Raw genomic sequence first — 17,676 nt, forward strand, 5'->3', positions numbered from 1 at the left:
AACGGGTTCAACCTTTTGCAGAGGGGAATCTATGACCTTCATTACGCTACTAGCAACCGCTGTCGGCATTGTCTCGGCGATCGCGCTAATCGTCGTGGGATTAGTGGAGGCTCCTTGGCAGCTGCTGCTGTTTGGTCTCTTAGCCGCCCTCTATGGATTGCAGCGGCAAATTTTGGCCATTGAGTCAGTTACCGAGGTGGGCAGTGCCGTAGTGCCTACCAATGTGAGTGCCCAGAAAACTGCGACTTCGCCCCAGCCAAAGCAGGCAGAAGTAAGCATCACAGACAGTTCCTCAGCCTTAGCATCTGAGAGCAAGGAGCTTATTTATCGAGGCATTCGATATAGTGCCAGTCAGCCCGAGAATCCGCCACCGCTGCCCGACGAGAAAATCGAGGGCATCTATCGAGGGCGACCTTGGAAGCGCTAGGCCTAGCATCCATCAGCTGTAATAGTCTCCGCTTTACGACACCCCCGCTGGGGCAAAAATGCTTTCGTCTTGGGCAAAAGCCTTAAATTCTAAGGCGTTACCGCTGGGGTCAGTGATAAATAGCGTAAACTGCTCTCCGACCTCGCCCACAAACCGTTGATAGGGCTCGATTAAAAACTCTACCTGGGCTTGGCGCAGGCGGTCGGCCAAGGCGTGCCATTCAGCCGGGGTGAGAATAACGCCCCAGTGGCTAACCGGTACGTTGTGACCATCCACCGCATTAGTAGGCACGACGGATTGAGGCTCAGCTTGATGAGCCGTGATCTGGTGGCCAAACAGATTAAAGTCAATCCAGGTCGATGACGTGCGCCCTACCGAGCAGCCCAGCACGGTTTCATAGAAGTGACGTGTGCTGTTCAGGTCGTACACTGGAAACGCCACATGAAAGGGGCGAAGCATTGCCATGTCCTCTAGGTTTACGACTGAGCCTAGCGTCAATAGTTCTAAGCCCGCTACAGGAGCCATCTACCCTCGCTATGCCCTTAACCACTGTACTCTCTACACCGGCCGGAGGGTGCTGCAAAACTACGCGTTGGTGATAGAGGGTAGCCGTATTTTAGACCTTGTACCTGAGGCCCAACTGCCGTCAGACTTACCTTATCTCGACGGTCAGGGCTGGGCAGTGGCCCCCGGCCTTATTGATCTACAGCTCAATGGCTGCGGCGGCGTGATGTTCAATGACGCCATCACCGCCGACACCCTTGAAACCATGCACCGCACCAACCTGCAGAGCGGCACTACGAGTTTTTTGCCCACATTAATCACAACTACTGACCAGGCGATGGACGACGCTATGGCCCTAGTAGCTCAGTACCGTCAGCAGCAGCCATATCAAGTCTTGGGGCTCCATTTAGAAGGCCCCTATCTCAACTCCAAGCGAGGAGGAATTCACAGTCAAGCCCATATTCGCTCTGCCGATAGGGCCATGATCGATCGCATAGCCCAGGCTGGGCCAGAGGTGGTCAAGCTGGTCACGTTAGCCCCCGAAGTTGTCTCCCCAGAATACATTCGGCAGCTGGCTGAAGCAGGCATTTTGGTATCTGCCGGGCACTCTGAGGCTAGCTTTGAGGAGGCATTGGTCGGCTTTGAGGCTGGAGTTGGTATGGTCACGCACTTGTTTAATGCCATGTCTGGATGGCAAGGGCGTAGTCCTGGTCTGGTTGGGGCGGTGTTGAGCCAGGCCGATGTCTATGCCGGCGTCATTGTGGATGGACACCATGTTCACTATAGTTCTATCGACCTAGCGCATCGGATCAAACAAGACCATCTGGTGCTCGTTACCGACGCCACACCCCCCGTAGGCACCACTCTAGAATCCTTCGTCATCGGCGGGCAGGAAGTGTTTTATCGAGACGGCAAGTGCGTCTCTGCCGATGGCACCCTTGGGGGAGCAGCGCTGACACTGATAGACGCCATAGAGAACTGCGTGCGTCGAGTGGGCATTCCCCTGGCAGAATCCCTGCGGATGGCGACTCTATACCCAGCCCGAGCCATCGGAGTTGACCACAGTCTTGGGCTATTGTCTCCGGGCTACCAGGCCAACATAACCCTATTTGACGCTGACACGTTCACCGTAAAAGGGGTAATTGATCAAGGCGTACTGGCTTGGTCTACAACAGACCTGGAAAAACAGTCAGAACCCTTAGATGTGAGGACGAGGTAGGCCTGCCACTCGCTGCTGAAGCAATTGAGCGGCCATTTTCTGGCTGCGCAAGCTAATCCACAGGCTGCACTGGTCCTCGGCAACAGACACCAACGCCCCAGCTCGCTGCTCTGAAAATTTACAGGCTAGGTGATATAGCCTTGTACGTTTGTCGGCTTCGACAGTTAAGGCCCGATAGTACAGTTCATTGTAGTGATGGGTGCCATCCTGCAGGGCACCGTTAAACCAAAACTTAAATACCTGAACTCGATTTTCGGGCAAAACCTTTGGCAGCATTGAAGCTCTCTCTTGACCTAGTTTCAGCATACCCAGTTGGTCTAGGGAATACTGAAACTAGGCAGATGTAAGGGTGTGGCTTGGAGTATGGCAACTTGCTTTATTGACAAATAGTGCGGGCAAAGGCAGATTCGACTAGCGATCGCAAAATGTCCATACTGAGCGGCTGCACCAGCAATCCATCTAGCCCTGGAGTATCTTCGCTGTAGTTCCATTGCGGGCTGGTCGAGTCTGTTAAAGCCACGATCGTCATATCAGGAGCCTGCCCATGCTGTCGCAGGTGATTCACTAACGGTGGTGACCAATCTTGAAAATTATTGCCGACCAAAATAACGAGACAGGGTGCTCCCTGGTTGACGCGGGTAACCGCTTGCTCGGCAGAACTAGCCACAAACACGGGGTACTGCAGGTCAGTCTCTAAAGAATGAGCGTCGTCACGGTGATCACACTCTGGGTCGAGCACAAGGATATAGTCACGAGTTAAGGTCATGGCTGCAAACGACGCAATTGACTTCCATCTTAGCTAGTCCAAAAACAGCGTTTATCAACATAAGACCGCTTTTTTTGAACTATAGACTAGGGTTTTCACGCCATTTTAGAAACTTAGACTTATTTCAATCTTCCGTTTTTTTTAGTCTGTCTAAAGGCATGCCAAAGCCCTCACATTGCAAAAGCAAAACTATAATTAAGTTATGCAAATTATTGAGCCAAAAATTACCGGCCATTCAGCTATTAATAACGTTCTGTACGATTAGCCCTCGATTTCGCCACACACCCTAGGTCATGGTTGGGTAACCCTAGCTACAAAAACCCCTAGGGGCCTTTGCTATGTTTAGCAAGTAAAATTTGCCGTTTATAACGAAACCCAGTGGGCGCTGTATCGGTACAGATTATTGAGGGCAACCCCCATTTGCGATCGCTCCTGGGCTGGCATCTTCAGCAAGCTGGCTACAGGGTTTTTCAGTCGGCAGATGTTGTCCGCACTCGTGACCTTTTTCAGAGCCGACAGCCAGACTTAGTCATTTTAGACTCGCAACTTCCCGACGGGGACGGTGTTGAGCTGTGTAAGTGGTTGCACAGCCAGGGGCAACCCCTGATTATGATTCTCTCGGCCTGCAATACAGAAACCGATATCGTGACCGGACTAAGAGCCGGAGCCGACGACTACATGACCAAGCCCTTCGGCATGCAGGAATTTTTGGCCCGAGTCGAGGCGCTAACCCGGCGCGTACGGCTGATGAGTGCGCCAGCATCTCTCACTTATGGCGACTTGAACATTGACCTAGTGCAGCGGCGCGTCAACTTTCGCGGCGACTACATCGATTTGACCCCCCAGGAATTTAGCCTGCTATACGTGCTGACTCAAGCGGCCGGCTCTCCCCTGAGCCGTACCGATTTACTGCGGCGCGCTTGGCCTGATGCGATCGACAATCCTAGAACCGTCGACACCCACATTCTCTCCCTACGCAAAAAGATTGAGGTTGACCCGAGGCAGCCTAATATCATTCAAACAGTGCGCAACGTGGGCTATCGCTTCAATGTTGAGCGCGTTTCCGCCGAGTCTAACGGCCATAGCCCTCGGGTTGGCGCCTCCCTAGCCTCTTCCTATTTGAGTTAAGACAGTTTATAGCGGCTTGAATTAGCTAGCAGAGCCAAAGCAACGCCTCAAGAACCATAAAACTATGGTTAAATCCCCATTACATCGCGATTGATATTTACTTAGAGCGACTGGTTGGTTGAGTACCCAGGCGGCCTAAAGAAATAGGCCCCAAAGTCAGCTGTGGCGAGTTTTGGTGAATTGAACTATAATTCAGAAATCCTTTCATGCTGCCGTGCCAACCCTGTGTTTACAACTCTTTCGCCCATTGCCGCATCCCCAACCCACGATTTGGTTGACGTCATCAACGCTCTTAAGCAAGAGCTGAATGCTGTTGTTTTAGCGCACTATTACCAAGAGTCTGATATTCAAGATGTAGCTGACTACATTGGCGATTCTTTGGGGTTATCTCGCCAGGCAGCCGATACCAGTGCTGATGTAATCGTGTTTGCAGGGGTGCACTTCATGGCTGAGACTGCCAAGATTCTCAATCCCGATAAGCAAGTCCTGCTGCCCGACCTCAACGCAGGCTGCTCTTTGGCTGACAGCTGCCCTCCTGATGCCTTTGCGGCGTTTAAAGCCGCGCACCCCGATCACCTAGTGATCTCATACATCAACTGTACGGCCGTCATCAAGGCCATGAGTGACATTATTTGCACCAGCTCCAATGCGGTCAGCATTGTGCAGCAGCTGCCACCTGAGCAAAAGATTATTTTTGCCCCCGACCAAAATTTGGGCCGCTACGTGATGCAGCAGACCGGCCGAGACATGGTGCTGTGGCAGGGCAGCTGCATGGTACACGAAACGTTTTCAGAAAAGAAGCTGGTACAACTTCAGATGAATCACCCCGAAGCTGAGGTGATTGCCCACCCCGAGTGCGAAGCGGCGGTGCTGCGCCATGCCCATTTTGTCGGGTCAACAACAGCCTTGCTCAAGTACGCCCAACAAAGCCCCAAGTCTGAGTTCATAGTGGTGACAGAACCAGGCATTATTCACCAGATGGAGAAACAAGCCCCAGGCAAGGTCTTCATTCCAGCACCGCCCACAGCATCCTGCGCCTGCAATGAATGCCCCCATATGCGCCTCAACACCTTAGAAAAGCTTTACCTCGCAATGAAGTATCGCCAGCCCGAGATTGTTTTAGACCCAGAGCTACAGCGCCAAGCACTGAAGCCTATCCAACGGATGCTAGACCTCAGTGCGCCTTAATTCAGCTAGCCCTAGGATCCCTGAACAAAGCTCTTCAACTCGGCCGCCAGCTGATCAATTAGGCTGTCATGGTCTGTATCCAAGGAACTGGTGTCTTGCTCGATGCGCTGTACAACCTCATCGGGCAAATCAAGCAGCGACACTAAACGGTTGTAGGCATCTGCTTCCTGTTGATTGATCAGCTCTTCGCCGGGAGTACGGGCACTAGCACTAATCACCTGGCGGCCCAGTTTAAGCACCAGCTCTCGCTCGGCAGGGCGGGTAAGCTTGGGCACTAGTTCTTCTAGGGGCAGGTTTTGCATTAAGTAGTCGCGCAACTCATCCCGCAGCGCAGCCTGCTGACCAGCATCGCTGGCAAACAGACGGCTGAACTGATCGAGCATGACACCCACTTCTTCGTCGGCCAGGTGGCCGTCGCTCCAAGCCATGGTTGATGCAATGCGCAGCAGAGTCATCTGGCTGGGGGTGATGGACGGAGGCAGGGGAGGTTGAATAGGCATAGCAATCTCCGGGGTAGTGAACTACGTCGGGCAGCTGATGATGACAACCTACCATGGAGATTTAGAGAGGCTAGCTAACTTTAGCAATCTCTACAAATTCAGGTAGATGAGGGGCGACTTGCTATAGTCGCCCGGCTAAATGGGCTAGCTGACGCGTATTTTTGAGGTGCAGCACTGAGCGGGCATTGTCTTCAACAATCCAGCCTTTTTCGACTAGCTTGGCCATAATTTTGTTGGCTTCTTCGGGGGTGATGTCGGCCAAGTCGGCTAGGTCTTTGCGGGGAATGTTGAACAGGTCGACACCGTCATCTACTGGCTCACCGTAGGCCTCCTGGATCGCCGTGATGGTGGCAGCCAGTTTAACCGCAGGGGGCTGATGACGTAGCTGGAAGCGCAAGTTGGTCTGACGCAGCCGCTGCACCATAATTTGCAGCAGCCGATGGTGTAACTGGGAGTCCTTAGACAGGGTTTGAAGAAATCGCTGTGCTGAAATGCTCATCAGCTTGACAGCGGTCATAGCGACGACATCGGTGGAGCGGGGTGACTCGTCTAGAATGGCCATTTCACCAAAGAAGTCGCCTCTGCCTAGCACCGCCAGGGTAATGGAACTATCTTCAGCATGGCGGCGAACTTTAACCCAGCCGGATTCTATAAAGTAAACGGCATTACCCCAAGCATCTTCCATAACTACAGCTCGGTTGGCTGGGTAGTCATGGCGAGTGGCTACAGACAGCAGCCACTCTACGGTTTCGGGGCTCGCCCCTTGCAACAGAGGGTATTGTTCGCTCAGCGTATCGGCTTGCATAAAAGGCATGGTTAAAGGGTGACGGCTCAGGACTAGCTAGACAAGACCACGATCGGCCTATACCGTCCATGGTACCCAGAATCTTAAATTGACCAAAATAGCGACACTACCTAGGCAGCCCGATCGCACTGACAACGTCACTCAGGGGCGATCGCAGCGCCTCTACATAGCTAGGCCAGCCCACCACAATGGGCTGATGGTGAGCTAGGGTCTGGGGAGCTATATCGGGCTCCGTGAAGCGAATCGGCTGCCCAGCCAGGTCGCAGCAGATTAGCCCCGCCGCCTCGGCTAAAGCCAGGGGGCCAGTAGTGTCCCACAGCTTGACCCGACCGTTGAGGTAGACGTATAAGCCCGCCCGGCCAGTAATCACTGCCAACACCTTCAGTCCAAAGCTGCCCAAGGAGAGAAACTGAACGTTAGGAAAACGACGGGCGATCGCAGCGCCAAACCGGCGCTCATCCTTATCGCCAATCACCATAGACCAAGCTTTGGTTGGGTCAAAAACAGGCTCTCGGGGCATTAGGGGCTGAGGTACACCACCGCCCGTCTGCTCAAACAGACCCCAGCCTGGACCACCCCATACCAGATGCCGCGTGACTGGCGCATAAATCCAGCCTGCTTGAGGAATGCCAGCCACGACTTGCCCTACCATCACCGCGTAATGGTCTCCGCCTTGAATAAAATCGTCAGTGCCGTCGATAGGGTCCACGAACCACAGGGAGCGATCGCCGGTAGAAGACAGCCCCTGCCCCTCGCCCTGCCGAAACTGCTGCACCGTGGCTCGGTTTTCTTCAGTAATAATGCCGTCTTCTGGAAAGATCGCCTGCATACCCGCCAGCAGCTTTTGATCTAGCAGCTGATCGACCGTAGTCACATAGTCGTCCACGCCTTTTTCAAACACCTGAAACGAATGTTTGGGCTGCTGGCTGGCATAGTCACCACAGGCAATCAATAGCTGATGCAGAGCCGACAGATCGGCGGGGCGGATGGGCGGCATACCAGGCTAGACCACAGAACCCCGATGCTGGGGAGGTAGAGATAGATCAGGGGCGATCGCCCAGTCGGAAGATCTGATCACTCCGTTAGTGTAATCTGGCCCGGTAGCAGAACACTACCGACCATAGATACAAAAAATGGGCTGGTCAGCACAAGCTAACCAGCCCACTTCAGGAACGCGATGCAGACTTACTGAAGCACCAGCTTGACGTTGGCGTTCTGCAAACCAGGACGCTTAACCTCAGCCAGGGTCTTGTTGACTGCGTACTTTTGGTTGATGGAGTTGATCAACTCAGTCTGGTTGTGCTTTTTGGCAACACCCCAGAGGTCAGCGATCAGATCAAAGGAGCCATCGGCATTACGAGACCAACCCAGATCGTACTCACCATCCAGAACGGCGACAAGGTCGGCGCGCACACGCTGGCCGTTGTAACCGCGAACATCAGCTTCGGTCTTAGTGGCAATACCCAAGTCAGACAGCGACTGCTTGAGAATCTCAGCATCGGTCACTTTGGTGCGAAGGGTGCTGAAGTGAGACATGGTGTTTCCTCCTGTAGGGAAATTGAGAGAGACAACGAGGTTTGAGAGAGACAAAACCAGTTAGCCACGGGCTATCTGGATACTAACTGCTAGCAAATGCTAGCCCTTCCCCCGGATACCGCCGGGAGGAAAGCCTTTAAAACTCCATTCGCTGATACTCAGCGACGGAGGCTGCCGCCGGACGGGCCCGCTGGCGGGCCCAGTCCCGCAAGGCGGTGACCTGCTCACTCATAGTCTTCGACAGCGGCATCGTGGCGCGAATGGCCGCAATAATGTCGAGTTGAGTGAATTCACGTCCTTGGGCAAACGCTTCATACATGGCCGAAATCAGCCCCTGCTCAATTTCAGCTCCGGAAAATCCATCGCAGACCTTGGTCAACTGGTCGAGGTCAAAGCGCTCAATGTCGCGACGGCGCTTTTGCAAATGGATTTGAAAAATATCTTTGCGCTCTTCGGCGTTGGGCAGGTCGACAAAGAAGATCTCGTCGAACCGGCCCTTGCGTAGAAACTCACCGGGCAGCTTTTCGACCCGGTTAGCCGTGGCCATTACAAACACCGGCGAGGTTTTCTCCTGCATCCAGGTGAGGAAGGTGCCAAAGATTCGGCTTGAGGTTCCCCCGTCAGAGTCGGATGAGCCACCGGCTCCACCAAAGGCTTTATCGATTTCGTCGATAAATAAAATGGCAGGAGAAATTGATTCGGCGGTGCGTAGAGCGTTGCGCAGGTTAGCCTCAGAGCGGCCTACCGTAGAGCCGTCGTACACTCGACCCAAGTCGAGGCGCAGCAGAGGCAGGCCCCAGAGCCGAGAGGTAGTCTTAGCAATTAGCGACTTACCACAACCCGGCACCCCCAAAATCAGCATGCCTTTGGGCTGGGGCAGGCCGTACTCCCGCGCCCGCTCGGTAAAGGCATCAGATCGCTGCTGAAGCCAGTGCTTGAGTTCTTCGAGACCACCTACGGAATCTAGGGTCTCATCCACATCCATAAACTCAAGAATGCCGTTGCGGCGAATCAGCTGCTTCTTCTCAGAGAGAACAATATCAACTTCTTCGGCGGTAAGACGCTTAGCCATCACCCGCGCCTTGCGGTAGACTTTCTCAGCCTCGTCGCGGGTAAGGCCTAAGGCGGCCTTCAGCAGCTTCTCACGCTCCTCAGTAGAGATGCTGTTGCCGCGGGCACGGTTCATCTCTGTGGAGAGCACTTCGTCGAGTTCTGCCATATCGGGCAGCGGGAAGTCAAGCAGGACAACCTCTTTCTCAAGCTCGATGGGGATTTCCTGAACCGGCGACATCAATACGATGGTTTTGCGGGTACCCTTGAGCGCCACGATAGAGTCACGCAGGCAACGAGTTACCGCTGGAGAATCTTTAAAGGGGTGCAGGTCTTTGAAGATAAAAATGCCAGGTTCTCGCTGTCGTATAACCCACTCCACCGCCGCCTCGGGAGAAACCGTGTTGTTGTTTTGGGTACCAGTTCCTGGGGAGCCAACCTCAACCATGCCTCGGGTCATTGTCCAGGTAAAGACCCGCATGGGAGCCTTAATTTCAGGGTCCCTGGCAAGATGACGAGCCACAGCGGCGATGGTTTGCTCAGCCCGTTCTTCCTCGAAGGTGACCAAATAGATCAGAGGATATTGGGCTTGTACCAGTACGTTCAAATCCTCTCGCATGACCATATCCCTTCTCAGGCGTGTGGGGCAGTGAAACTGCTGTCTAGCTAACTACAACCAGAGCAGCCAAATCTGTACCTAGCAAACAACCAGCTCTCCTTCCTCTCGGGAACCGGGATTGGCAGCAACCTCAGGCACAATGGCATCACCTATTGGACTACCCTGAGCCGCACCAATGCTAGCAATCTCAACCAGCTCACCCTCACGCAGCACCACAGGGGATGCACAGCTCGGACAGCTATGAATACGATGGGTCTGACCAAAGGAAGACTCTAGGCTCTCAGCAACTACGTCACCGTGGGCCAGGTAAAAATCAATGGCGCGCTTAGCAATGGAAGACATGGCCTCGCCCTCGACAGCAGAGCGAATCTTTAACTGACGGTGCAGGTCGGGGGGTAAATACAGCGTGACCTTAGTAGCTTTCTGCTCTTCCATAGCGCTTTTCTAAATAGGTGTGACCCGGGTATGTAGTCACCTTAAGCGGCCTGCTCCAGGCTGTCAAGCCAGCATACTGTCATGACGTCATTCTTGTAACATTGCTTTACATACAACCATATTCCTTAACCTCCATTGCCTAACCAACTAAGCATGCCCGTGCTTCTAAACCTAGGTAGAGATAGGGTTTAGCCAAGGCAGTTACAGTTACCCTAGCGAGAAAATCGCCCTTTGAGCAGGGACGTAAACTTATACGACAGCCAGAGAATTTCCTTGGAGCAGGCCGATATGCTCGTTAGAGTGACCAGAGCGAAGCGGTTTGTAGGGTAAAAGTTCCCGCCGTCGTTGCTATGGCCATGGCTCAAGTTCAATCCCTACAGTTGGGCTCTGCCGTCGATGGTAGGGAATGCTGTGGTTGTTCTGTACCTATGTCTCCACTAGCTATGAAACCTACTGCCGCCCAGGGTATGCCCGCTACCCTAAGCTCCCAAGTAGCCACGCCATCTTCACCTCAGGATGGCGTCTTTCAGCAGTGGTATGGGGAGGGAGAAAAGCTGGCTGATGCTGGGGACTACGATCGCGCCCTGCGGTGCTTTGAAGAGGCCGCCATTCTTGCTCCTGACCAGGTGACAGCTCTGGTTTATCAAGCGGTGTGTTTGATTCATTTGGGGCAGCCTCAGCAAGCTCTGGGAGTAGCTGATCGAATTTTGGCGATCGCCCCCGATCATCCCCAGGGGTGGCTCTACCGAGGTGTGGCCCTACACCGGCTGGGCCAGTACAAAGAGGCTTACACCAGCTACGCCCAGGTTAACCAATCCTGATTAATTCAAGCTTCACTAGGGTGTCTCCTTCCTTAAAAGAGTACACTTGAACGCACGAAGATCATTCTCTGAGCGTTGGTTATGGTTGGGGTCGCATCACCCACAGCGGCGTTTCCCTCGTTGGAGACGGCTCTAAAACATCATTTTGGCTACGACGAGTTTCGCCCAGGGCAGCGATCGGTGATCGAGGCGGTGCTGAAGAATCAAGATGCTCTGGTAATCATGCCCACTGGGGGCGGCAAGTCGCTGTGCTACCAGCTGCCCGCCCTGCTCAAGCTAGGGGTGATGGTGGTAATCTCGCCGCTGATTGCCCTGATGCAGGACCAGGTCGACAGCCTGACCGATAACGGCGTGGCTGCCACCTGCCTGAACAGTTCCCTTGACTTCGCCACCATTCGTCAGCGAGAAGCCGACCTACTGGCAGGCAAAATTAAGCTGCTGTACGTGTCACCCGAGCGATTGATGAGTCCGGGCTTTTTTGGGCTGCTGGGGCAGCTGATCCAAACCGTAGGTGTGAGCGGCTTTGCCATTGATGAAGCCCACTGCGTGTCGGAGTGGGGGCATGACTTTCGCCCCGAATACCGGCAGATGTCGGTGCTGCGGGAGAAGTTTCCCCAAATTGGAGTGATGGGGCTAACGGCCACTGCCACCGAGCGGGTGCGGGTCGATATTGCCCAGCAGTTGCGGCTGCGCGACCCGCTAGTGCAGGTGTCAAGTTTCAACCGGCCCAACCTATTTTACGAGGTGCGCCCCAAAAGCCGCGACGGCTATCAGGAGCTGAGGCAGCAGGTCAAACAGCACCAAGGGTCTGGAATCATCTACTGCCTCAGCCGCAAGCGAGTCGATGAGCTAGCCCAGCGACTAAGGGAGGATGGGGAGTCAGTGCTGCCCTACCATGCTGGCTTAGCGGATGATGTGCGGCGGGAAAACCAAACTCGGTTTATTCGCGATGATGTGCGGCTGATGGTAGCTACGGTGGCTTTCGGCATGGGCATCAACAAACCCGACGTGCGGTTTGTCATCCACTACGACATTCCTCGCAACATTGAGGGCTATTACCAGGAGAGCGGGCGGGCCGGACGCGACGGTGAACCGGCTCATTGCACGCTGTACCTGGCTTACGGCGATGTGACCACGGCGGACTATTTGATCAGCCAAAAGCCCGATGAAGCCGAGCAGCGCATTGCCCGCCAGCAGCTTAGACAGATGGTGGACTACGCTGAAACCACGGTGTGCCGCCGCCGGGTACAACTGAGCTATTTTGGCGAAACCTTAGGCGAACACCTAGAGGGACCGTGTCACCAGTGCGATAACTGCACCAACCCGCCGCCAGTGGAGGACTGGACTGTTGAGGCGCAGAAGTTTCTCTCCTGCGTGGCCCGCTGTCAGGAGCGGTTTGGCATGGCCCACATCATCGATGTGCTGCGCGGTTCACAAAAGCAGAAGATTGTGGATCTGCGCCACGATCAGCTCTCAACCCACGGCATTGGCAAGGATCGATCGGTAGACGAGTGGCGGTTGCTGGGGCGATCGCTCCTTCACCAGCGCCTGGTCGATGAAACCACCGATGGCTACCCGGTGCTCAAACTCAATGCTGCCAGTTGGCAGGTCCTGCGCAAGCAAATTTCCGTAGAGGTAGCCGTACCGAAGGATTTTACCCCTGGCCCCGCCGAAGTGTCCACGCTTGAGGACACTCCTGAGGTGGCCCAGCTCTTAACTGTGCTTAAAGCCCTGCGCAAAAAACTGGCGGATCAGCAGAGTGTGCCTCCCTACGTCGTGTTTCCGGAGTCAGCCCTGCGGCAAATGGCTCAGACTCGGCCCCAGACCATGGAGGCTTTTGGTCAGGTTTCGGGGGTGGGCAGCCGCAAATTGGTTCAGTATGGCGAGGTGTTTACCGATGCCATCCGTCAGTTCTGCGCCGACTACGGACTAGAGTCTGACCTTGGAGCCGCCAAAGGCAGGTCTCGCCCAGCCCGAGAACGCCGTCAGGGCGTTGGCGACACCCACCGCCAAACGTTAGAGCTTCACCGCCAGGGGCTATCTATCCAAGAGGTTGCCGCCCAGCGCGGGCTTAAAGTCACCACCGTCGCCAGTCATTTAGAACAGCTAATTCGCCAGGGTGAAACGGTGGATATCGATCAGTTGGTCAGCGCCGATCGCCAGCGGGCCATTATTGATGTGCTGACAGAAATGGAGCAGGGGTCGCTGACAGAAATGCGCGATTGCCTCGGTTCCACCTTTAGCTACGAAGACATTCGCCTGGTACGCGCCGCTTGGCAGATGGAACAACAGCCATGAACAAACCACTTTCAACCGGGCGGGTTTTCTGAGGAAGCCTGGGAGTTAGAAGGTGTAACTGACAGCTCTATGGTGTTAAGCAGCTCTGCGAGACGGTTTTGATCGGTTAGGTAGAGATAACCGATTAAAGCCTCAAACGCAGTGGACTGCTGATAAATTTGGCTGTCAACCCGGCGGGGACCACGAGACGAGGCATTGCGTCCCCGGCGCAATAGGTCTTGTTCAGCAGCAGTGAGCAGCGGCAAGAGCTGCTGAACTTGACGGGCCTGCTGCTCAGCTCGAACCTGATTGACGACCTGCTGATGAAAGGCCTGAATACGCTTGGGAGGCAGCAAAAAACTCCCCCGCACAAACAGTTCATAGACCGCATCACCAATATAGGCAAGGGCCACGGGAGATAGGGCGTTGACCTGCTCTAGGGTCAGAGATCCAGCAGGACTATGGGCACCAAACTGTAGCAGCCGCAGCAGGCTGGCCGAAGGCTCGGGGGTTAGGTCAGCCACAGCTACCTCTGGCTAGGCCAATAAAGACCTAGGGTTATTCACTGGGCGGATTTTCGAGGTGGGCGATCGCATCTTCAACCGAGGGCTGTAGCGACAGAAACTTCTCTAGCCGCACCAGCTTCACAGTTTGGGTAACGCGGGGGTTTGTCACCACCTGCACGGTGCCACCTTCGGTGGTCGCTTTTTTGACGAGCTGCACCAGGGCACCAAGACCAGAGCTATCGACAAAGTCGATAGTTGCCAAATCTAAAATGATATTGTTCGGTCCCGCTTCGACGTACTTGGTCATTACCTTGCGAAAAGCAGGTTCTGAGAAAGCGTCTAACAAGCCCGTGAGGCGAAAAAGTTGATAGGTTCCCCTGACATCGCGGGTGCCTCGTAAGCTTACGGTCAGGGTTAGAGATTCAGCGATGGGAAACCTCCTCGTGCTCCAATTCGACGTTAAATATAGGTCAGGATACTGCTGACCGCAAGGGGTGAAACCGTACCCCAACCGATTGACCGCAAAGCTTGTAGCCTGAGTCAGATTTGAATCAGGGTTGCTGCCCTACTGTAGACAGATAGCATATAGCGGTTTGGCTAAATTTTGCCAACCTGATTAAGAACCCTCTCAACTGGCGTGGCAATAGTCACCATTAAACAGGCAACTGTTGCTGGCGATGGGTGCGCATGGAGTCAACGAACTTGGCGAAAAGGTAGTCGGCATCGTGGGGACCAGGGCTGGCCTCAGGGTGATATTGCACTGAGAACAGGGGCAGAGTCTTGTGGGCTAGCCCTGCTACGGTCTGATCGTTGAGGTTGAGATGGGTCACCGTCACCGTGTCTTCAGGAATTGAGGCCGCGTCGAGGGCAAAGCCGTGATTTTGACTGGTAATCTCCACCTGGCGTTCTAAACCGCAAGGTTGGTTTAGCCCCCGATGGCCAAACCGTAGCTTAAACGTAGATGCCCCCAGTGAGAGCCCCAGGATCTGATGGCCCATGCAAATGCCGAAGGTGGGGAGCGAGTAGTCTAAAAGCGCCTGCACTAGCTCTGGGGCCTTAGTCACCGCCGCCGGGTCACCAGGGCCATTTGACAGGAAAATACCGTCGGGCTGATAGCTCATAATTTGCTCAGCAGTAGCGCTGGCGGGCACTACAACCACCCGACAGCCATAGCTAGCCAGGCGGCGCAGAATGTTGCGCTTCACCCCAAAGTCAACGGCAACTACGGTTAGTGGAGCACCTTCGCCTGGGGCTGGAACGGTGGGACCAAAGGCCCAGGCATCGTCGGTAACCTCAGTCCACTCATAGGTTTGCTCGGTGGTGACCTGATCGACCAGGTTGAGACCAGCCATTGAGGGTGCATCCTGGAGCTGGCGTAGCAGCTCTTGGGGGTCGAGCACGGTGGTAGAAATGGCTCCATTCATCGCCCCTGCCGTGCGTAGCTTGCGGGTGAGGGCGCGGGTGTCGATGCCAAAAATGCCGGGAATTTTGTGGGTCTTAAGGTAGTTGGGCAACGACTGAGTGGAGCGCCAGTTGCTGGGGATTTCGCAGATGTTGCGGGCGATCGCACCCTTAATATGGGGCCGACTCGACTCTTCGTCGTCGGGGTTAACGCCGGTGTTGCCCAGCTCGGGGTAGGTGAAGGTAACAATCTGGCCACAGTAGCTGGGGTCGGTCATGACTTCTTGATATCCTGTCATGCCGGTGTTGAAGACGACCTCACCCATAACGGTGCCCGGTGCCCCAAACGACCAGCCCCGAAACACCGAGCCGTCGGCCAATACAAGCACTGCGGGAGGGGCATCAGGAAAAACCATGGCGATTTGTTCAGCGCTAAGAATCGCTATTATCCTAAGGCTAAAGGACGGCTTTCAGCCATTTGATCGCTATTTCATTGAGAGGTAATTCTCCCCAAATTAGTAGCTAGCTCAACGTGGTCTTGACCTTCTCCTGCGCGGGACATGTCACCGATAGCGAGAGGATGGGGAATCCTGGTGTTTACGTGAGCAATTGGAACAGTGGAGCAACAGCTATGGGAAGTGCCAGGGCGATCGCAAGTAGGTTCATGCTGTCCACTGTGGCCTTCGGTTTGGTAGGCTGCGGCCTGTCTGTCAATACATTAAATACATTGCTGCCGGTTGGTCCCGCCGAGGTGTCTACCGAGGCCTCTGAGGCGGCTACCGCCCCTGAACCGCTCGTTTTACCCATCGCCGCCGAGTCGGCTCCGGTGCCACCCGCCCCGACCCCAGATTCCTTTCGAGAGGCGGTGAATCGGGCTACTAGCGCTGTCGCCATTGGTCAGTCGGCCCAGTCTAAGGCTGATTGGCAGCTGGCCGCCAGTCGCTGGCAGCAGGCGATCGGCTTGATGGAGCAGGTGCCTAGCAACAGCCCCAACCACGCTCAGGCCCAAACCAAGGCCCAGGAGTATAAACAACACCTGACGGCGGCTCAGAGGCGGGCCACGGGTTCTATCGTGCCAGCGGCGGCCCTTGCCCCTGCCCCCAAGGCAGTTTTACCGGCTGGGTTGGCGGCCCAAATCCCGATTCAGGGGCGGCAGGGAGGCACACCGATTGTGGCCGTTACCCTAAAGGGCAGCAGCGGTGCTCAGACCTTCCCCATGCTGTTTGACACCGGGGCCACCGGCACCTTAATTACCGCCGAGATGGCCCAGGCGGTGGGGGTCACCATTGTGGGCGCAATCCAGGCCAGAATCGCTGACGGCAGCGTGGTGAGCCTGCCTGTTGGCTATGTGGATGCCGTGGAATTGGGTGGCCTCCGTCGCGAACAGGTGATAGTCGCTATCGGCGGCAGCTACGGCCTGCTAGGGCAGGACGTCTACGGTGAATATGGCATCGCTATTGGGTCTCACCAGATCAACCTGCACCAGTGAGAACAAATCTCTGGGGTAGCCTGGCTCAGAGACTAAGAATGCGTGAGAATAGGCAGCAGGTTTCGCACTATCTTCACCTATGGCTGTCTCTGTATTGCCCGCCGCTGCGGGGCTAAGTGAACCCACCTCGATCGCAATGGCAGCCCAAGTACAGGTGGCGGCAATCAACACACTGCTCGCTGACGTCGCTATTCCCACAGCCTACGTGGCAGGAACGGATGGCGGCAACACACCGCCTCTGCTGCTGATCCCTGGATTTGACAGCTCGCTGCTTGAGTTTCGCCGGCTGCTGCCGCTGCTGGGCTCCCAAGCCTGGGCCGTCGATTTGCTGGGGTTTGGGTTTAGCGATCGCACTCTCATCCCTAATCTCTCGCCTGGGGCCATCAAGCTGCACCTGTACAGCTTTTGGCAACAGCAGATCAACCGTCCGGTGGTGTTAGTAGGGGCCTCAATGGGCGGGGCCGCCGCCATCGACTTTGCCCTGACCTACCCCGAGGCCGTAGCTGGCCTAGTGCTGATTGATGCCGCTGGCTTTGCCGCTGGCCCTGCCATGGGCAACCTAATGGTGCCGCCACTGGATAGCTGGGCCACGGCCTTTTTGCGCAGTCCTAGGGTGCGGCGTAGCATTAGCCGTCAGGCCTACTTCGACAAAACCTTCGTCACCGCCGATGCAGAACTGTGCGCCGCCCTGCACCTCCAGTGCCCTGGCTGGCAGGAGGCCCTGATTGCCTTCACTAAGAGCGGCGGCTACAACTTTTTGACCACCAAAATTCCCGCAATCGCCTGCCCTACCCTGGTGATCTGGGGCGAGCAGGACAAAATTTTGGGCATAAAAGACGCGCGGCGGTTTGAGCGGGCGATCGCCGGCTGCAAGCTGGTTTGGATTCCCAACTGTGGCCATGTGCCCCACCTGGAAAAACCTCAAGAGACGGCGGCGGCGATCGCCCCCTTTGTCGCCCAACTCGTCCCCACATCCTGACCTAATAGTCCGAAACTTGTCCCTTG

The 17,676-nt window shown here is 55.2% G+C and carries 20 protein-coding genes; 8 read left to right on the forward strand and 12 right to left on the reverse strand.

Going from position 1 to position 17,676, the window contains the following annotated elements:
- Positions 1 to 31 precede the first annotated feature (31 nt).
- Entirely contained in the window at positions 32 to 427 is a 396-nt protein-coding gene (locus NC979_RS05000) for a hypothetical protein (protein WP_190518088.1), read from the forward strand.
- 33 nt (positions 428 to 460) lie between these two features.
- On the opposite strand, the gene NC979_RS05005 is transcribed toward NC979_RS05000, so the two are convergent.
- A complete protein-coding gene (locus NC979_RS05005) occupies positions 461 to 886 on the reverse strand; it encodes a VOC family protein (RefSeq protein WP_242023972.1) in 426 nt (141 codons plus the stop codon).
- A gap of 4 nt (positions 887 to 890) precedes the next feature.
- Here NC979_RS05005 and nagA point away from each other — a divergent pair, with 4 nt between their 5' ends.
- Complete coding sequence (gene nagA, locus NC979_RS05010) at positions 891 to 2,150, forward strand: N-acetylglucosamine-6-phosphate deacetylase (RefSeq protein WP_190518092.1); 1,260 nt, start codon at positions 891 to 893, stop codon at positions 2,148 to 2,150.
- On the opposite strand, the gene NC979_RS05015 is transcribed toward nagA, so the two are convergent.
- Positions 2,130 to 2,426, reverse strand: a complete 297-nt coding sequence (locus NC979_RS05015; RefSeq protein WP_190518094.1) for a hypothetical protein — start codon at positions 2,424 to 2,426, stop codon at positions 2,130 to 2,132. The two genes, nagA and NC979_RS05015, sit on opposite strands and share 21 nt — an antisense overlap.
- A 100-nt stretch (positions 2,427 to 2,526) precedes the next feature.
- Positions 2,527 to 2,916: a DNA-binding transcriptional response regulator gene (locus NC979_RS05020; RefSeq protein ID WP_190518097.1), complete on the reverse strand. Its 390-nt coding sequence runs from the start codon at positions 2,914 to 2,916 to the stop codon at positions 2,527 to 2,529.
- Positions 2,917 to 3,294: 378 nt separating this feature from the next.
- Between NC979_RS05020 and NC979_RS05025 the strand changes: the two genes are divergently transcribed.
- Entirely contained in the window at positions 3,295 to 4,044 is a 750-nt protein-coding gene (locus NC979_RS05025; protein ID WP_190518099.1) for a response regulator, read from the forward strand.
- Positions 4,045 to 4,269: 225 nt separating this feature from the next.
- Positions 4,270 to 5,232 carry a quinolinate synthase NadA gene (gene nadA / locus NC979_RS05030; protein WP_190518101.1) on the forward strand — a complete coding sequence of 321 codons (963 nt, stop codon included), beginning with the start codon at positions 4,270 to 4,272 and terminating at the stop codon, positions 5,230 to 5,232.
- A gap of 11 nt (positions 5,233 to 5,243) precedes the next feature.
- Here the strand turns inward: nadA and NC979_RS05035 are convergent, their stop codons facing one another.
- The 6 genes from NC979_RS05035 to NC979_RS05060 form a co-directional block, all read right to left on the reverse strand.
- Positions 5,244 to 5,732: a tellurite resistance TerB family protein gene (locus NC979_RS05035; RefSeq protein WP_190518104.1), complete on the reverse strand. Its 489-nt coding sequence runs from the start codon at positions 5,730 to 5,732 to the stop codon at positions 5,244 to 5,246.
- A gap of 121 nt (positions 5,733 to 5,853) precedes the next feature.
- Positions 5,854 to 6,546, reverse strand: coding sequence for a Crp/Fnr family transcriptional regulator (locus tag NC979_RS05040; RefSeq protein ID WP_199308788.1), 693 nt, complete (start codon positions 6,544 to 6,546; stop codon positions 5,854 to 5,856).
- Positions 6,547 to 6,643: 97 nt separating this feature from the next.
- Entirely contained in the window at positions 6,644 to 7,534 is an 891-nt protein-coding gene (locus tag NC979_RS05045; RefSeq protein ID WP_190518106.1) for a 3'(2'),5'-bisphosphate nucleotidase CysQ family protein, read from the reverse strand.
- A 188-nt stretch (positions 7,535 to 7,722) separates the two neighbouring features.
- Positions 7,723 to 8,073, reverse strand: coding sequence for a DUF1257 domain-containing protein (locus NC979_RS05050; RefSeq protein ID WP_073606628.1), 351 nt, complete (start codon positions 8,071 to 8,073; stop codon positions 7,723 to 7,725).
- Positions 8,074 to 8,209: 136 nt separating this feature from the next.
- The gene (ycf46, locus tag NC979_RS05055) at positions 8,210 to 9,742 is read right to left on the reverse strand and encodes a stress-responsive protein Ycf46 (RefSeq protein WP_190518108.1); all 1,533 of its coding nucleotides are present in this window, start codon (positions 9,740 to 9,742) and stop codon (positions 8,210 to 8,212) included.
- 78 nt (positions 9,743 to 9,820) lie between these two features.
- The gene (locus tag NC979_RS05060; RefSeq protein WP_190518110.1) at positions 9,821 to 10,177 is read right to left on the reverse strand and encodes a slr0373 family blue light stress response protein; all 357 of its coding nucleotides are present in this window, start codon (positions 10,175 to 10,177) and stop codon (positions 9,821 to 9,823) included.
- 443 nt (positions 10,178 to 10,620) lie between these two features.
- Here NC979_RS05060 and NC979_RS05065 point away from each other — a divergent pair, with 443 nt between their 5' ends.
- Positions 10,621 to 10,998, forward strand: coding sequence for a tetratricopeptide repeat protein (locus tag NC979_RS05065; RefSeq protein ID WP_190518112.1), 378 nt, complete (start codon positions 10,621 to 10,623; stop codon positions 10,996 to 10,998).
- Positions 10,999 to 11,079: 81 nt separating this feature from the next.
- Positions 11,080 to 13,296: a DNA helicase RecQ gene (gene recQ / locus NC979_RS05070; protein ID WP_190518113.1), complete on the forward strand. Its 2,217-nt coding sequence runs from the start codon at positions 11,080 to 11,082 to the stop codon at positions 13,294 to 13,296.
- Positions 13,297 to 13,307: 11 nt separating this feature from the next.
- On the opposite strand, the gene NC979_RS05075 is transcribed toward recQ, so the two are convergent.
- The 3 genes from NC979_RS05075 to carA form a co-directional block, all read right to left on the reverse strand.
- On the reverse strand, positions 13,308 to 13,799 hold the full coding sequence (locus tag NC979_RS05075) for a Mini-ribonuclease 3 (protein WP_347403921.1): 492 nt from the start codon (positions 13,797 to 13,799) through the stop codon (positions 13,308 to 13,310).
- Between the two features lie 34 nt (positions 13,800 to 13,833).
- Positions 13,834 to 14,292, reverse strand: coding sequence for an STAS domain-containing protein (locus NC979_RS05080; protein WP_255524799.1), 459 nt, complete (start codon positions 14,290 to 14,292; stop codon positions 13,834 to 13,836).
- 142 nt (positions 14,293 to 14,434) lie between these two features.
- Positions 14,435 to 15,598 (reverse strand): glutamine-hydrolyzing carbamoyl-phosphate synthase small subunit, encoded by a 1,164-nt coding sequence (gene carA / locus NC979_RS05085; RefSeq protein ID WP_190518115.1) that lies wholly within the window; start codon positions 15,596 to 15,598, stop codon positions 14,435 to 14,437.
- 215 nt (positions 15,599 to 15,813) lie between these two features.
- On the opposite strand from carA, the gene NC979_RS05090 reads away from it, so the two are divergent.
- Both NC979_RS05090 and NC979_RS05095 read left to right on the forward strand, forming a co-directional pair.
- Positions 15,814 to 16,671: a retropepsin-like aspartic protease family protein gene (locus NC979_RS05090; RefSeq protein WP_242023973.1), complete on the forward strand. Its 858-nt coding sequence runs from the start codon at positions 15,814 to 15,816 to the stop codon at positions 16,669 to 16,671.
- Positions 16,672 to 16,750: 79 nt separating this feature from the next.
- Complete coding sequence (locus NC979_RS05095) at positions 16,751 to 17,650, forward strand: alpha/beta fold hydrolase (RefSeq protein WP_190518118.1); 900 nt, start codon at positions 16,751 to 16,753, stop codon at positions 17,648 to 17,650.
- Positions 17,651 to 17,676: the final 26 nt, after the last annotated feature.

Source organism: Leptolyngbya subtilissima AS-A7, assembly GCF_039962255.1.
GTDB lineage: Bacteria > Cyanobacteriota > Cyanobacteriia > Phormidesmidales > Phormidesmidaceae > Nodosilinea.

Excerpts from the sequence above, each read along its gene's own strand:
- NC979_RS05000 (WP_190518088.1), top strand. The coding sequence starts at position 32 with ATGACCTTCATTACGCTACTAGCAACCGCTGTCGGCATTGTCTCGGCG.
- NC979_RS05005 (WP_242023972.1), bottom strand. The coding sequence starts at position 886 with ATGCTTCGCCCCTTTCATGTGGCGTTTCCAGTGTACGACCTGAACAGC.
- nagA (WP_190518092.1), top strand. The coding sequence starts at position 891 with ATGTCCTCTAGGTTTACGACTGAGCCTAGCGTCAATAGTTCTAAGCCC.
- NC979_RS05015 (WP_190518094.1), bottom strand. The coding sequence starts at position 2,426 with ATGCTGCCAAAGGTTTTGCCCGAAAATCGAGTTCAGGTATTTAAGTTT.
- NC979_RS05020 (WP_190518097.1), bottom strand. The coding sequence starts at position 2,916 with ATGACCTTAACTCGTGACTATATCCTTGTGCTCGACCCAGAGTGTGAT.
- NC979_RS05035 (WP_190518104.1), bottom strand. The coding sequence starts at position 5,732 with ATGCCTATTCAACCTCCCCTGCCTCCGTCCATCACCCCCAGCCAGATG.
- NC979_RS05040 (WP_199308788.1), bottom strand. The coding sequence starts at position 6,546 with ATGCCTTTTATGCAAGCCGATACGCTGAGCGAACAATACCCTCTGTTG.
- NC979_RS05045 (WP_190518106.1), bottom strand. The coding sequence starts at position 7,534 with ATGCCGCCCATCCGCCCCGCCGATCTGTCGGCTCTGCATCAGCTATTG.
- NC979_RS05050 (WP_073606628.1), bottom strand. The coding sequence starts at position 8,073 with ATGTCTCACTTCAGCACCCTTCGCACCAAAGTGACCGATGCTGAGATT.
- ycf46 (WP_190518108.1), bottom strand. The coding sequence starts at position 9,742 with ATGCGAGAGGATTTGAACGTACTGGTACAAGCCCAATATCCTCTGATC.
- NC979_RS05060 (WP_190518110.1), bottom strand. The coding sequence starts at position 10,177 with ATGGAAGAGCAGAAAGCTACTAAGGTCACGCTGTATTTACCCCCCGAC.
- NC979_RS05065 (WP_190518112.1), top strand. The coding sequence starts at position 10,621 with ATGAAACCTACTGCCGCCCAGGGTATGCCCGCTACCCTAAGCTCCCAA.
- recQ (WP_190518113.1), top strand. The coding sequence starts at position 11,080 with ATGGTTGGGGTCGCATCACCCACAGCGGCGTTTCCCTCGTTGGAGACG.
- carA (WP_190518115.1), bottom strand. The coding sequence starts at position 15,598 with ATGGTTTTTCCTGATGCCCCTCCCGCAGTGCTTGTATTGGCCGACGGC.
- NC979_RS05090 (WP_242023973.1), top strand. The coding sequence starts at position 15,814 with ATGGGAAGTGCCAGGGCGATCGCAAGTAGGTTCATGCTGTCCACTGTG.
- NC979_RS05095 (WP_190518118.1), top strand. The coding sequence starts at position 16,751 with ATGGCTGTCTCTGTATTGCCCGCCGCTGCGGGGCTAAGTGAACCCACC.